We start from the raw sequence: 14,852 nt of genomic DNA, 5'->3' as shown, positions 1-14,852 counted from the left end.
GGGCTGCGCCTGCCTGAACGCCACCGATTAGATCCCAGCCAGACACTCTGAAGCCCTCTGAAGGGTCAGGGCGAAGCCATGTCAGCCGCTGCGCGCAGATGCGGCTGATAGGCCATCACGCGGAAGTCATGGAAAGTGGCCTTGGCGGCCGCGCCATGCATGGACACAAGCCCGATCTGCAAGGGCTTGTCCACGGGCTGCGACCACGTGCCACCCCAATGCCAGTGCTTGCCATCGCTACTGCTGGCCATGCGCGCGTGCAGCTGGCCGCGGCCATGCCAGCAAGCCAGTCGCAGCCAGGTGGTGCGTGCCGGCGCCGCGCCGAACATCGGCCCCATGAAGCGAGCGCGCGCTGGCTGCGTGTGCGTGCGTGGCCCAACCTTGTCGAATTCGGTCACCTGAAACACTTTGCCCTTGATATGCGCCACGCCACGCACAGCGTGGACGAGGCTCAGATAGCGCGCATCGCTCTGATACAGAATCAACCCCGCCTGCTGGCGTGGCCGTTGGCCATGAAACGTAAGCTTTGTCTGCACCATGAAATCGCCCTCGGGTGCCGCCCGCAGCAGCACCGCCGGTGACGGCCCGTTGGCGCCGATATCGCCTGGCTGCGTCGGCCAATAGAGCCCGCCATCGCGTCGTTGCACCGCCCCCTTCTTGCCATGCGCCCAGTGCCAGGCGGAGCCCGCACCGCCCGGCAGGCTATCGCCGGTAAACAAGTCGGAGAATGCCGGCAGCGCGGCGCCAGCCACCGGCGTGGCCACACGATGTGCCGCCGGTCTGAATAGCGGCGCCACACTCACATTGTCGAAGTCAGCCGCGGTTTGCCGTGTAGCCACCGCCAGGTGCGCGCGCTCAAGCGGTCCGTCAAGCACGGCCCGAACGTTTGCCAAAGGCTCACCAAGGCCATCCGAAGCCAGGGAAGCCTGTGCCCGCATCCCTTGAATGCGCAGGCGCAACAGGTGCCAGTGCGCAGCGTTGAAGCGCGTTGGCAGGGCAACAGCATGCCGGCTGCCGCTTTCACTTCCGGTATCAAGCACCAGTTGATGGTGAGCCACATCGATCCACAAGCCCAACGATGCGTCCCTTCCCTGCACTACCAGACCGGCACGGCCGCCACCTTTCAGCACCTGCAGGTCCACTTGCACCCACAATGATCCGGACAGCGCCTTGCTGGCCCGAAACTGCGTCGAGGGCGCGCGCGCATGAGTCTGAGCGAGCACACCGCCGGCATCATGCCGATGCCGGACCTGCCACGCAGCATCGGCACCGTGGGGCATCCAGCCACGTGGCACACCGTGATTGAAGTCACTACCCAGCAGGGGCCGGGTGACCGGCGCACGCTGCGGGGTGCCGGATGGGCCACGCCCGGCACGCAGCACCGGCCAGCCATTTACCCAGTCCAGTCGATCGATCAACAAGGGGCGCTTGGCCAACGCCGGCAGCGTGCCGCCACGGGCGCCGGTCACCGGCGGAAAATCCGGATCGTTGTCGGGGATGGCGTGATAGACCAGCCAGTCCTGACCGGACAAATCCGTCTGGATGGCATTGTGACCAGGTCCAACCCAGCGGTTGCCGTTGGCCGCAGCCACCACGCCGTCCTTGCTCTTCCAACTGGTCAGCAGCTGCCCGCTCGGCGCGCGGAACGGACCCATCGGCCGGCGGGCACGCCCCACCTTGACGGTGTAGCCACTGTATAACCCATCGCAGCAGCTGGACTGCGAATAGAACAGGTAATAGAAATCGCCGTGATGCACCACGTAGCCGCCTTCGGCGCGACGCCCGCGGGCGATCACCTTCACCGGGCCAGTCAAGGCGGTGGCATCGGCATTCATGCGCGACACGCAGATGGCGTCGTAACTGCCCCAGTAGAGGTAATGGGCACCGCCGGTATCGGTGAACATGGCCTGGTCGATGGCGCCGCTGGGACAACCATCACTGTCGGGCTTCACCAGCAGACCGTGATCGGTCCACGGCCCGGTCGGCGTCGGCGCACTCAGCAGCGCGATGCCGCCGCTGGATAGCGCGTAGGTCAGGTCGTAACGGCCATCCACATAGCGGATATCCGGCGCCCAGGCGCGTGCCTTGGCCGGCCAGTAGGCAGGCACTTTTTTGTGCGGATAGACATCGCCTGCGTAGGTCCAATGCACCATGTCCGGCGAGCGCAGAATCGGCAGGATATGCTCGCTCTTCTCACCGCGGCTGTTGAAGATGGGATTGGTGGTGCCATAGGCGTACCACTGCCCGTCGTGGCCACGGATCATCGATGGATCGGGAAAGGTATCGATCACACCGGCGCTGACGGGATTGGTATAGGTCGCCGCACCGCTCGCGGGTGTCTGCGCCTGCGCGCATACGCCGGCATGTACGACGACTACCGCCAGCAGCGCAAGCCACGCACGAAGACCCGACAGCTTGCGCCGCGATCCAACGTACCGAACGTGGCGATCAGTCAGCTGCATGCGAAGCCTCCGCCTTGACGTGCGGCGAGGCCGGTGTCATCGGCACGATGCGCCACGTATAGGTATACGGCTTGGCTGGAATCGTGTAACCCGGCAGTACCTTGGCGCCCCAGGTGTCATACGCGCCCAGGCCCATCTGCTTGTCGTCGACCAACAGCTGCACGCTATGCCGATGCGGCAGATCGTAAGGATGATGCGCCGCGGCCAGATCGGCCATGCGATACGGTCGCGCGGTGAACTGCAGCGGCGATCCGGCTTGCGTTTCAAAGCGCAGCCCGTAGCCGGCCTTGTCGGTGATGGCGAACCAGCGCACCCCGCTGCGGTTGCCGTTCTGCTGCGGGCGGATGTACGAGAACACTAGGTGATCGACATCGGCATGATAGATGCCCAGCGCATAGCCACTGGCGCGGTCGATGTAGTTCTCCTGCGGCCCACGCCCGTACCAGGTGACCTGATCGCGATCACCCGGCACGCTCATCGCCACGCCCAGGCGCGGCAAGTCGGGCACCTGCGCACCCTTCGGGTTGAACGTCACATGCAAGGTCAGCGCACCCGTAGCGTCGATATGCAGATGCTCGGCATAGGTGCTTTGCCCGACTGGCAGCTGCCAGTTCGCATCCACATCGGCGCCACCCTCAGGCGATGGCGTCACATGCAGTGAGGTCAGCGTCATCTTGGCAGCGGCATCCTTCCACGCGCCCAGACGCTGCTCAAAGTGATTGCGGTACTGATTGTCGTTGGGCACACGCCAGAAGTTGGCGTGCAGAGGGCCGTGAAGCAACGCATGGCCGTTGACCCGGTACTGCGTGATGTCACCGCTGCGATCGTCGATCTGCACGGCAAATTGCGTATTGCCGACCGTGTAATCGTGGCCGACGTGCTGCACCGACACACTGCCCGGCGTGGCCGCACTCCACCACGGCGCCTGTTTGGCCGGCGCCACAAACTGATCCCAGGCCACGGTGTAACCGGCCTTGGCCCACGGCGTGGCATGCGCCAGATGAAAGGCGATGGTGACATCGTCCTCATGCGCGCCCCCCAGGTGGCGCTTGGCCAGCGCAGGAATGGTCAACGGCGCGCTGGCGCCGGGCGCCACATGGATCGCGCCCAGCGATCCGTGCGCCACCGCGTGGCCATCGCGGCGCAGCGTCCAGCTGGCGGTGTACTGGTCGGCGTTGGTGAAGCTGTATTCATTGCTGACAGTGAAGCGTCCGGCGGCCAGGTCGTCTGCTTTCACATGCAGCGACTGATAGGTCTTGCGCACCTGCGCCAGCATCGGGTGCGGTGTGCGATCGGGGTTGATGATGCCGTTGATGTTGAAATTGGCATCGTTGGGCTGATCGCCGAAGTCGCCGCCATAGGCAAAGAAGCGCTTGCCGTCCGGCCCCTTCTTCCACAGCCCCTGATCGACCCACTCCCAGATAAAACCACCCTGCATGTGTGGGTGCTTGCGCATCAGCCGCCAGTAGTCGGAAAGATTTCCGCTGACATCGCCCATGGCGTGCGCGTATTCGCACAGGATCAGCGGCCGCGTGCGGTCATCGGCAACCAGCTTTTTCATCTGCGCGAAGGTGGGATACATCGGCGCCAGAATGTCGGTATCGCTGTCGGTACCGGCCGGATTCCAGTGCACCGGACGGGTCGGATCGACCTTGTGCAGCCACTGGTAGACAGCGTGGAAATTCGGCCCGTTTTCCGATTCATTGCCCATCGACCACACGATCACGCTGGCTTGGTTGCGGTCGCGCTCGACCATGCGCTTCTCGCGATCCATCAGTGCCGACAACCAAGTCGGATCGGATGCCGTCGGCGTCGAGTTGCCACCCCAGGTGTCGTACAGCCCGTGCGACTCGACATTGGCCTCATCGAACAGATACAGCCCGTACTGATCGGCCAGGCGGTACCACATCGGGTCGTTCGGATAATGACTTGTGCGCACCGCATTGATGTTGTTGCGCTTCATCATCACCACGTCTTGCAGCATGCGCTGGCGTGAGACGTGGTGGCCAGTGGTCGGATCGATTTCGTGGCGGTCCACGCCCTTGATCAAAATCGGCTTGCCGTTGACCTTGAGCAGACCGTCGGCAATGCGCACATCGCGAAAGCCGATGCGCTGGCGTTCCACTTCCAGCACATGGCCTCGCGCATCGCGGGTGCTGACCAGCAAGGTGTAAAGATGAGGCGCCTCGGCACTCCACAGCTTCGCGTCCGGCACCGCCTTGTCCAGATGCACGTGCCTATCTTCGCCCGCGGCAACCTTCGCGTCCGGTGTGGTCCACTGCGCGACGGACTTGCCTGCTGCGTCGAGCAATTGCACCTGTAACGAGGCGGCTGCGGCATGCGTGCCGCTGTTGGCCAGATCCATGTCCAGATCGAGCCGCGGATGGGCAAAATCCGCGCCCAGCGGCGTGCTCACCACCTGGTCGCGCACATGCAGATCGCCATGTGACCACAGGTACACGCGGCGGAAAATACCGCTCAGGCGCCACATGTCCTGATCTTCCATGTAGCTGCCATCGCTGTAGCGATACACCTTCACCGCCAGCAGGTTGCGCCCGGGTTTCAGGTCCGAGGTGATGTCGAACTCGGCCGGCGTGCGGCTGCCCTGGCTGTAGCCGACCTTGTGGCCGTTGACCCACAACTGGAAGGCCGAATCCACGCCATCGAAATTGATCAGCACATGACGCCCGTGCCAGGCCGCCGGCACGGTGAACCAGCGCCGATAGGCACCTGTCGGATTGCGCGCGGTGAAGTTGGTGTAGCGCTTGGGCGGGGTATCCATCACCTTCGGCGGATCGGCCTTGAACGGGAAGGTGATGTTGGTATAAAGCGGCGTGCCGAAACCCTGTGTCTGCCAGTTGCCGGGCACATGGATGGCTTTCCAGCCCTGGGCATCGAAGCCAATCGCCTGGAAACCGGCCGGCACGGCCGAAGGCTGCGGCGACCACTGGAATTGCCACTGCCCATTGAGGGAACGATACCAGGGCGATGCCGGAAACGGATCGACAGGGTCGGCTGCCAGCGCCTGCTTGGTGCTCTTGAACGGCACCAGCTGCGCGTGCCCTGGCAGGCGATGGCGACCGAACACCTGCAGATTTTCCCAATCATGCGAAGCGGCAGAGGCGCCCGCGGCAAGGCCCAGCCCCAGCAACACGGCCACGCCGCCCGATATCCAGCTCTTCCCCTTGCGATGCGTCATCGTCCGCCCCCGGCGTTGATTATTGGTCCTATCATAAACACAGGATCCCAACGCGCGTCCGTGACATTGGTTGGGGCGCGGGTCAGACCGCGTTGCGACGGCAGGTGAAAAAGCCGTTGTAGGTCAGCCGCCCTTGGGCCGGATCGGCGCTCAGGCGCTCGGGATGGTCGATCTGCCCCGAATGCAGCATGCCGCCGTCATAGAACACCAGGCGATTGAAGCGTGCGGCGACGGTCCCCACGCGCTGAAAGTAGGCGTTCGAATCGGTCATGAAGCCCGGCTCGATACCATAGCGCTCACTGAAATCCGGGCCTTTCAGGCGCACCGAATCATCGAACAGCTGGCGAATCTCGCGCATGGGCTTGAGCGGCTGGTAGAAACTGGTGCCGCCCAGCGATGCATCATCAAACAGATACAACACCGAAGCCTGCACGCTCAGCCCGGGGCCCAGCTCAAAATCATCGCTATGGCACAACCACTGGAACGGCCGCAGCTGTTCGGGCGCCAGCGTGACCATGGCGTAGCGGCTGTGCGCGTGCTGCAGCCGCCGCGCGTCGAAGTGGCGCTTGATGTGTTGCAGATAGAACGATTGCATCGCCTGCTGCAAGCCGTCCGGACCCATCAGATAGGTGCCCGGATACGCATTGAAATCCACCGGCTGCCACTGTGCACGCTGGGTAATGGCCCATTCGCGCACGCGCTCGGGCTGCGCCAGCACATCGTCGACCACATAGCAGCAGGCACCCGCCTCCAGGTCGATCTTTTCTACCTGCGGACGCGGGTTGAACCAGGGCAACTCAGGCATGTGGACATCCATCAACAACGTTGGGCGGCGACTATCAAACCATACGCAAATCGCCCCGACCTGCCCCCAATACGATCACGCGCATCAGTGCAGGCCGGAACATGCTCGCCTTACACCATGGGCAGCTTCAGGCCCTGCTCCTTGGCGCAGGCAATGGCCTCGGGGTAACCGGCGTCGGCGTGGCGCATCACCCCCGTGCCCGGGTCGTTCCACAACACGCGTGCCAGGCGCTTGTCGGCCGCTTCGCTGCCGTCGCAGACGATCACCAGGCCGGCATGCTGGCTGTAGCCCATGCCGACGCCACCACCGTGGTGGAAGCTGACCCAGGTCGCACCGCTGGCGGTGTTGAGCAGCGCGTTCAACAGCGGCCAGTCGGAGACGGCATCGGAGCCGTCGCGCATGGCTTCGGTTTCGCGGTTCGGGCTGGCCACCGAACCGGAGTCCAGGTGGTCGCGGCCAATGGCGATGGGGCCGGACAGCTCGCCGTTGCGCACCATCTGGTTGAAGGCCAGGCCCAGCTTGTGGCGCACGCCCAGGCCTACCCAGCAGATGCGCGACGGCAAACCCTGCACGCTGATGCGCTGCTCGGCCATGTCCAGCCAGCGATGCAGGTGCGGATCATCGGCGACCAGCTCCTTGACCTTGGCGTCGGTCTTGATGATGTCTTCGGGGTCACCCGACAGCGCCACCCAGCGAAACGGGCCGATACCGCGGCAGAACAGCGGACGCACGTAGGCCGGCACGAAGCCCGGAAAATCAAACGCGTTCTCGCAGCCTTCGTCCTTGGCCATCTGCCGGATATTGTTGCCGTAGTCGAAGGTCGGGATGCCCTGCGCATGGAAGGCCAGCATGGCCTCGACGTGCTGCTTCATCGAACGCTTGGCGGCATCGCGGGTGCCTTCCGGATCGGTCTTGCGGCGCTCGAACCACTGTTCCACCGTCCAGCCCAGCGGCAGATAGCCGTTGACCGGATCGTGCGCACTGGTCTGATCGGTGACCGCATCCGGCTTGACGCCACGCTCGACCATCTGCGGCAAAATCTCGGCCGCATTGCCGAGCAGCGCAATGGATTTGGCCTGGCCGGCCTTGGTGTACTTTTCGATGCGCGCCAGCGCGTCATCCAGATCCGTGGCCTGTTCGTCCACATAGCGCGTGCGCAGACGAAAATCGATGCGGCTCTGCTGGCACTCGATATTCAACGAGCAAGCACCGGCCAGCGACGCGGCCAGCGGCTGCGCACCGCCCATGCCACCCAGCCCCGCGGTGAGAATCCACTTGCCTTTCAGATTGCCGCCATAGCTCTGGCGACCCATCTCGACAAAGGTTTCGTAGGTGCCCTGCACGATGCCCTGGCTGCCGATGTAGATCCACGAGCCGGCCGTCATCTGGCCGTACATCATCAGGCCCTTCTTATCGAGCTCGTGGAAATGCTCCCAATTGGCCCAGGCCGGCACCAGGTTGGAATTGGCAATCAGCACGCGCGGCGCATCGACATGGGTGCGAAACACGCCGACCGGCTTGCCCGACTGCACCAGCAGGGTTTCGTCTTCTTCCAGCTCGCGCAAGCTCTTGAGGATGGCATCGAAGCATTCCCAGTTGCGCGCCGCGCGCCCGATGCCGCCATAGACCACCAGCTCGGCCGGATTCTCGGCCACGTCCGGTGCCAGATTGTGCTGGATCATCCGGTAGGCGGCTTCGATCTGCCAGTTCTTGCAGGAAAGTTCCGGGCCGGTCGGCGGCTGGATCTGTCGGCTGGCGTCGATGCGCGTCGGTGCGGTCATGGCGGCTCCCATCAGGAAAAATCAGACCGCCATTATCACGTCCGCTACCTGCATGCGGCCAGACGCGCTGCACCAAAACGGGCGCGCCTGGCACACCACGCCAGCGCTCAGTAGTCGCGCACGTCCAGCAGCATCAGAGCGTGAGCACTGAACGGCGCTTCGCCCTCCCAGCCGTCAGCGGCCAGGGCCTCGGTGCCGGCGGCCCATGGCGCGTTATCGAGCAGCGCTTCGGCGGCCAGCTTGCCACTGTCGTCGCGACGCACGAACAGGCGAATGGCATGCAGTCCGGGCGCCAGCGATTCATGCGCCAGCGCCTCGCGCACGGCATCGGGCGAGGCCGAAACCGGCGCCTCGCCGCGCAGCATCCAGCGACTGATGAACACATCCCAGGTGCGCACGCCCAGCTCCCAGCTGGCCAGGCTGAAGGTGCGCTCGTCAGTCACGTACCAGCACGCCGAAAGCAGCACCGGCAACGCGCCGTGGGCGAAATGCGCCAACGCATCGTTGAGGCCGGCTTCACCCGCACCGGCGCCGGCGAAGCTTTCCTCGATGCTGCGGTCTTCATCGAGCACCACGTCGATATCCAGTCGCCCCAGCTCGGCGCCGGCCGTCTCGTGCCAGTGTCCGCGAATGGCCGGATATTCGCCCTCGGTCAGCAGCCAGCCGTCTTCGTCCGGCTCCAGTTCCACGTCGTACTGGGCGAAGAGGTCGAGCAGATGGCGCTGGACGGTTTCATCGTTCATGCAGGTACCGAAGCTTGGGCGAAGGGGCTCCCAGTCTGCACCAGCCGGGCCGGCGCGCACAGGGGCGACGCTGCCGCCATTTAGGCCAGCAGGCGCGCAAGGTAACGCGCGGTGGGGCTTTGCGTGGTGCTTGCCAGCTGTGATGGCGGCCCCTGGGCGATGATGCGACCGCCTTCGTCACCGGCGCCCGGTCCCATGTCGATCAGCCAGTCGCATGCGGCCAGCACGTGCATGTCGTGCTCGACCAGCAACACGCTGTGGCGGGCTTCGACCAGGGCACGCAACTGCGCCATCAGACGCTCGATGTCGGCCGGATGCAGGCCGGCGGTCGGCTCGTCCAGCACGTACAGCGTGTGGCCGCGCGCCTGACGCTGCAGCTCGGTGGCCAGCTTGATGCGCTGTGCCTCGCCGCCGGAAAGCTCGGTGGCCGGCTGCCCCAGCCGCAGATAGCCCAGGCCGACGTGTTTGAGCGTGGCCAGGGCGCGCGCCAGGCCTGGCACTTCATCGGCGAAGAAATCCGCCGCCGCATCCACGGTCAGCGCCAGCACATCGGCAATGTGGCGCCCCTTCCACGTAACCTCCAGCGTGGCGGCGTTGTAGCGCGCGCCATGGCAATCCGGGCACGGCGCATACACCGAGGGCAGGAACAGCAACCCCACCGAGACGAACCCTTCGCCCTCGCAGGTGGCGCAGCGACCCTTGGCGACATTGAACGAAAAACGGCCCATGTCGAACTTGCGCCGGCGTGCCTCGGGTGTGGCGGCAAAGAGCTTGCGCACATGATCGAAAAGCCCGGTGTAGGTGGCCAGATTCGAGCGCGGCGTGCGGCCGATCGGCTTCTGGTCGACGGTGACCAGACGCGTGACCGGCACCTTGCTGGCAATGCGCCCGGCGGTGCTCGGCCCCTGCCCGCCTGGCAGCGTGTCGTCACTGTCGGATTCGGTGTCGCTAGCCTGCCCCAGATGCGCACCCAGCAGATCGACCAGCGCCTGGCTGACCAGGCTCGACTTGCCAGCGCCCGACACGCCACTGACACCGCACATCACACCCAGCGGCAACCGCACGTCGAGCGGGCCGACGTTGTTGCGTGTGACCTGCTCCAGCGCCAGCCAGGCCGTCGGTTCGCGCGGTTCCGGCAAGGACGGTGCACCGGCATCGAGAAAGCGCCGCGTCTGCGAGGCGTCACACTGTGCCAGCCCGGACGGCGGCCCCGAATACAGCACCTGACCACCGCCTTCCCCAGCGGCCGGACCGATGTCGACCAGCCAATCGGCGGCGCCGATCACGTCCAGATCGTGCTCGACCACGAACAGCGAGTTGCCGCCCGCCTTGAGCGCCGACAAGGCCTTCAGCAAGGCCTCGGTGTCGGCCGGATGCAGGCCCGCGCTGGGCTCATCCAGCACATAGGCCACACCAAACAGCTTCGAGCGCAGCTGCGTGGCCAGGCGCAAGCGCTGCAACTCGCCTGGTGACAGCGTCGGCGTGGTGCGGTCCAGCGACAGGTAATCCAGCCCCAGCGCCGAAAGCGTATCGATGCGTGCCAGCAGGTCATCGACAATACGCCGGGCGACCATGGCGCGCTCGGGATGCTGCCCGGCATCGTCCGGCGCGCCCGCCTCACGCAGCGCGCGCGCCAGTTGCCGCAACGGCAAGGCCGCCGCCGCGGCGATATCCCGCCCGGCAAAGCGCACCGCCAGCGCTTCGGCGCGCAGCCGCCGTCCGCCGCAGGCCGGGCAAGCGTGCGCCACCATGTAGCGGGCAATGCGCTTCTTGATCGATTCGCTGGGCGTGTTGGCGAAGGTATGCATCACATAGGCCCGCGCGCTGATGTAGGTGCCCTTGTAGTTGCCGGCATCACCACGCGCGAAAGCCGCGCGGGCTTCGGCCGCCGTGACGTCACGGAATACCGGCACCGTCGGCTGCTCGTCGGTGAACAGAATCCACTCACGCTGCTCGGCGGGCAGCTCGCGCCAGGGCACATCAACGTCGTACCCAAGCGTCATCAGGATTTCGCGATAATTCTTGCCCTGCCAGCCCTGCGGCCAGGCGGCGATGGCGCGCTCGCGGATGGACAGCGACGGATCGGGCACCATCGAGTCTTCGGTCACATCAAACACCTGCCCCAGACCGTGGCACTGCGGGCATGCGCCAGCCGGCGTGTTGGGCGAGAACGCATCGGACTCCAGCAGCGCCTGGCCCGGTGGGTAGTCGCCGGCACGCGAGTAGAGCATGCGCAGCGCGTTGGACAGCGTGGTCAGGCTGCCGACGCTGGAGCGCGTGCTGGCACCGCCGCGCTGTTGCTGCAGCGCCACCGCCGGCGGCAGGCCCTCGATCAGGTCGACATCGGGCACGCCGGCCTGATCGATCAGACGCCGGGCGTACGGCGTCACCGACTCGAAATAGCGTCGCTGCGCCTCGGCGTACAAGGTGCCAAAGGCCAGCGAGGACTTGCCCGAGCCGGACACGCCGGTGAACACCACCAGTGCATCACGCGGCAGGTCCAGATCGACGTTTTTAAGATTGTGCTCGCGCGCACCGCGCACGATGACGCCATCGGCACCGGCGCCGGACACATCGCTGGGCTGGCTCATCGAAACGCTCCTTGGCATCAAACACGGCCGACCAGTGTAGCCGGCCCGCGCCGTGGCTTTCAGCCGGCGCCGAAACGTTCGCCGTAGAGACCGGCCACCCAGTCCAGGAACGCGCGCACCCGCGGCGCCTGCTCGCGATGCTGCGGGTACAGGCCGTATACCGGCACGCCTGGGCGCGGCACATCAGCCAGCACTTCCACCAGGGTGCCGGCGGCCAGATGCTCGGCCACGTGGTAGCGCGGCAGCTGGATCAACCCGGCACCACGCAGCGCGCAGGTGACGTAGGCTTCGGCCTCGTTGACCGCGATCCAGTGCGGCAGGCGCAGCGCCTGCAGTTGGCCATCGACGGTAAATTCCAGCGCGCACATGTCCTGACCACCGGCGTTGAAAAAGCCCACACAGCGATGGCCTTGCAGCGAATCCAGATCGCGCGGCGTGCCATGCTCGCGCAGATAGGCAGGGCTGGCGCAGACCACCTCGGGCACCTTCGCCAGCGCCCGCGCCTTGAGGCTGGAGTCGGCCGGGCGACCGGCGCGAATGGCGCAGTCAAAGCCTTCTTCCAGCAATTGCACCTTGCGATCGCCGCAATGCAACACCACATCAAGCCGAGGGTAGCGCGAGCGAAAGTCGTCGATGTGGGGCAATACGATGTGCGTGGCCTGCGTCCCCTGCATGGCCACGCGCAGCGTGCCGGAGGGTTCGGCATCGGCGCCACGCAGGCCGTGTTCGGTCGCTTCCAGCTCGGCCAGCAGGCGTATGCATTGGCGATAGTAGGTATCGCCCTCCGGTGTGGAACGTACCGAACGCGTGGTGCGCTCCAGCAGACGCACGCCCAGCCTGGCCTCCAGCGCCTTGATGGCGTGGGTGGCAGTGGCCCGCGGCAGGTCCATCGCCTCGGCGGCACGGCTGAAGCTGCCCAATTCCACGATCCGGGCGAAAAGTTGCATGGCATCGAGTCGGTCCATGCGCCATTGTTTCACCAGCCCGAATTGTATTGCCAGCGCTGATTCATTTATCCAGGACAATCAAGCGCGCATGATGGTCCATCAACATCACACGTGAGGAGGTCCGACATGAGTCAAGATCAACGTGTTGCCATCGTCACCGGCGCCTCGCGCGGCATCGGCCGCGCCATCGCCGAACGCCTGGCCAGCGACGGCCACCATGTCATCGTCAACTATGCCGGCAGCGCACAGGCCGCCGCCGAAACGGTGAAGATGATCGAACGCGGCGGTGGTCACGCCCAGGCCGTGCAGGCCGATGTGGCCGAGCCCGACCACGTGCAACGTCTGTTCAATGTGGCCATTGAGGCGTTCGGTCGCGTCGACACCGTGGTACACAACGCCGGCATCATGAGCAATCAGCGCATCGACGCGCTGGATGTGGAGGCGTTCGACCGCACCATGCGCACCAATCTTCGCGGCGCGTTCCTGGTGCTGGGCGAAGCGGCGCAGCGGCTGAGTCAGGGCGGGCGCATCATTGCGCTGTCGACCAGCGTGATCGCCAAGGCTTTCCCCGGCTACGGCGCCTACATCGCCAGCAAGGCCGGTGTGGAAGGCCTGGTGCGCGTGCTGGCCAATGAGCTTCGCGGCCGAGACATCACCGTCAACGCGGTCGCGCCCGGCCCCACCGGCACCGAGCTGTTTCTGGAAGGCAAGAGCGACGAACAGGTCGCGCAGCTGGCCAAGGCGGCACCCCTGGAGCGCCTGGGCGAGCCAACCGATATCGCCAACGTGGTCAGCTTCCTGGCTGGCATCGAGGGCGGCTGGGTCAACGGCCAGGTGCTGCGCGCCAACGGCGGGTTCGTCTGATGATGGCCGGGAACACGCGTCAGGCCGAAGGTACGGCCTGACGCGCCACCGCCACATCGCGCGAGTCGGCCCGACTGACCATGGCGTAGTTGTAGCCACCACCCGACCAGTACTGCGCCAGCAGGTTGCCTTCGCGATGCTCGCCACGCGGCAGCGGTCCGCGCTCGCCATTGGGCGGGCGCACATAAAAGCTGATCGCATCGCCCTGCGCATTGCGGTACACCACCAGCGCCGCCGGCCCCACCGCCGTGGCCATCAGCCGCCCACTGACCGGCGTGAAGCCGGCCTTCTTGAGCGAGGGTAGCTGTACCTGATGACCAAACTGCTGGCCGAGCCAATGTTGCATCTGGCCCGATTGCGCCGTCTCCACATCGGCCCGCATCGGCGTGGCGGTGGCAAACATGCGATAGGCCTGCAGCGCGTCAGCCATCGGCGCTTCGGCTGGCCCCTGCATGGCGCGCATCTGCCAGCCCAGCGAACCGCCCACCAGCAGACTCAATACCAGCGAAGCCGCAACGGCCAGACGCGCGCGGTGGCGGCTGCGTTGTGCCCGGCGGATGCTTGAAGGGTCCAGCTTCGCCGGCACTACATCATCCGGCGTGCCGGCAAAAGCGGCGCGCAATTGCTGCGCATCGCGTTGCCAGGCGCTCACGCGCGCGGCCAGTTCGGGGTCGCGGCGCATGGCCTGCTCGAACCGCACACGCTCGGTGGCATTCATCTGGCCATCGATATAGGCGTGAATATCATTTTCAGTCGATTGATTCATGACGAAAGCAGGCGCAAGGCAGGACGGGAGGGATGGCCTTCGCTGGCCTCGCGAAAGGCCGCGCGGGCGCGCGAAAGGCGCGACATCACGGTGCCAATGGGTACCTCGAGAATGTCGGCCACCTCACGATAGCTAAGGCCTTCCACCGCCACCCACAGCAGCAAATGACGCTGCGCTTCGGGCAGGCGTTGCAGGGCCGCCAGGCTGAGCTGCGCTTGCACGCTCTGCTCCAGCGACGGCTCGACCGGCTCGGGGGCGCTGCGCAGACGGTCGAGCATCCAGGCATAGCGGCTGGCGCGCCGGCGCTGATCGATGAACTGGCGGTGCGCGATGGCGAACAGCCAGGCCCGCAGCGAGCTGGCCTGACGATGCTGCGACCAGCGCGAAATGGCGCGTTCCAGCGTCGACTGCACCAGATCATCCGCGGCGCTGGCATCGCGCGTCAGCCACTGCGCAAAGCGCCGCAGGTGCGGCAGCCATTCGCGCAAGGCGGCATCGATGTCGTCAGCGTGCTCGGAAGCCATGGTTCGCTCGTCAAAGGCAGATACAACAGCAAGGACGCCTGGCGGCCGTGATTATTCCATTGCCAGGCACTCGGCGTGCAACTGCGCCTTGACCGGGTCGTCCATTTTGCATCGACATGGAATAAATGCCCGCGCCGTGCGTCCCCTTGACGATCTCCACTCACGAACCG

10 protein-coding genes are annotated in these 14,852 nt (G+C 65.5%); 1 reads left to right on the top strand and 9 read right to left on the bottom strand.

The features are described from left to right. Positions 1–65: 65 nt before the first annotated feature. The 7 genes from HBF24_RS01055 to HBF24_RS01025 all read right to left on the bottom strand — a co-directional run bounded on the left by HBF24_RS01055 (position 66) and on the right by HBF24_RS01025 (position 12,546). Entirely contained in the window at positions 66–2,462 is a 2,397-nt protein-coding gene (locus HBF24_RS01055) for a family 43 glycosylhydrolase (protein ID WP_167167627.1), read from the bottom strand. After that, entirely contained in the window at positions 2,449–5,661 is a 3,213-nt protein-coding gene (locus HBF24_RS01050) for a glycoside hydrolase family 2 TIM barrel-domain containing protein (protein ID WP_167167624.1), read from the bottom strand. Before HBF24_RS01050 ends, HBF24_RS01055 begins: the two co-directional genes overlap by 14 nt. Before the next feature lie 82 nt (positions 5,662–5,743). Next, entirely contained in the window at positions 5,744–6,466 is a 723-nt protein-coding gene (locus HBF24_RS01045; RefSeq protein WP_167167621.1) for a DUF6445 family protein, read from the bottom strand. Between the two features lie 110 nt (positions 6,467–6,576). After that, positions 6,577–8,247 (bottom strand): urocanate hydratase, encoded by a 1,671-nt coding sequence (gene hutU, locus HBF24_RS01040; protein WP_167167618.1) that lies wholly within the window; start codon positions 8,245–8,247, stop codon positions 6,577–6,579. A gap of 107 nt (positions 8,248–8,354) precedes the next feature. Further along, positions 8,355–8,990: a DUF6348 family protein gene (locus tag HBF24_RS01035; protein ID WP_167167615.1), complete on the bottom strand. Its 636-nt coding sequence runs from the start codon at positions 8,988–8,990 to the stop codon at positions 8,355–8,357. An 80-nt stretch (positions 8,991–9,070) separates the two neighbouring features. Continuing rightward, positions 9,071–11,581 carry an excinuclease ABC subunit UvrA gene (locus HBF24_RS01030; RefSeq protein WP_206064112.1) on the bottom strand — a complete coding sequence of 837 codons (2,511 nt, stop codon included), beginning with the start codon at positions 11,579–11,581 and terminating at the stop codon, positions 9,071–9,073. A gap of 59 nt (positions 11,582–11,640) precedes the next feature. Continuing rightward, positions 11,641–12,546 (bottom strand): LysR family transcriptional regulator, encoded by a 906-nt coding sequence (locus tag HBF24_RS01025; protein ID WP_167167610.1) that lies wholly within the window; start codon positions 12,544–12,546, stop codon positions 11,641–11,643. 108 nt (positions 12,547–12,654) lie between these two features. Between HBF24_RS01025 and HBF24_RS01020 the strand changes: the two genes are divergently transcribed. After that, positions 12,655–13,392: an SDR family oxidoreductase gene (locus HBF24_RS01020; protein ID WP_167167607.1), complete on the top strand. Its 738-nt coding sequence runs from the start codon at positions 12,655–12,657 to the stop codon at positions 13,390–13,392. Positions 13,393–13,411: 19 nt separating this feature from the next. Here the strand turns inward: HBF24_RS01020 and HBF24_RS01015 are convergent, their stop codons facing one another. Continuing rightward, complete coding sequence (locus HBF24_RS01015) at positions 13,412–14,158, bottom strand: anti-sigma factor (protein ID WP_167167604.1); 747 nt, start codon at positions 14,156–14,158, stop codon at positions 13,412–13,414. After that, positions 14,155–14,682: a sigma-70 family RNA polymerase sigma factor gene (locus tag HBF24_RS01010; protein ID WP_167167601.1), complete on the bottom strand. Its 528-nt coding sequence runs from the start codon at positions 14,680–14,682 to the stop codon at positions 14,155–14,157. The genes HBF24_RS01015 and HBF24_RS01010 overlap by 4 nt, the downstream gene beginning before the upstream one ends. Between the last annotated feature and the right edge of the window lie 170 nt (positions 14,683–14,852).

Source organism: Oleiagrimonas sp. C23AA, from assembly GCF_011759385.1.
Classification (GTDB): Bacteria; Pseudomonadota; Gammaproteobacteria; order Xanthomonadales; family Rhodanobacteraceae; genus Oleiagrimonas.
This window is presented reverse-complemented; position numbering and strand designations above follow the sequence as displayed.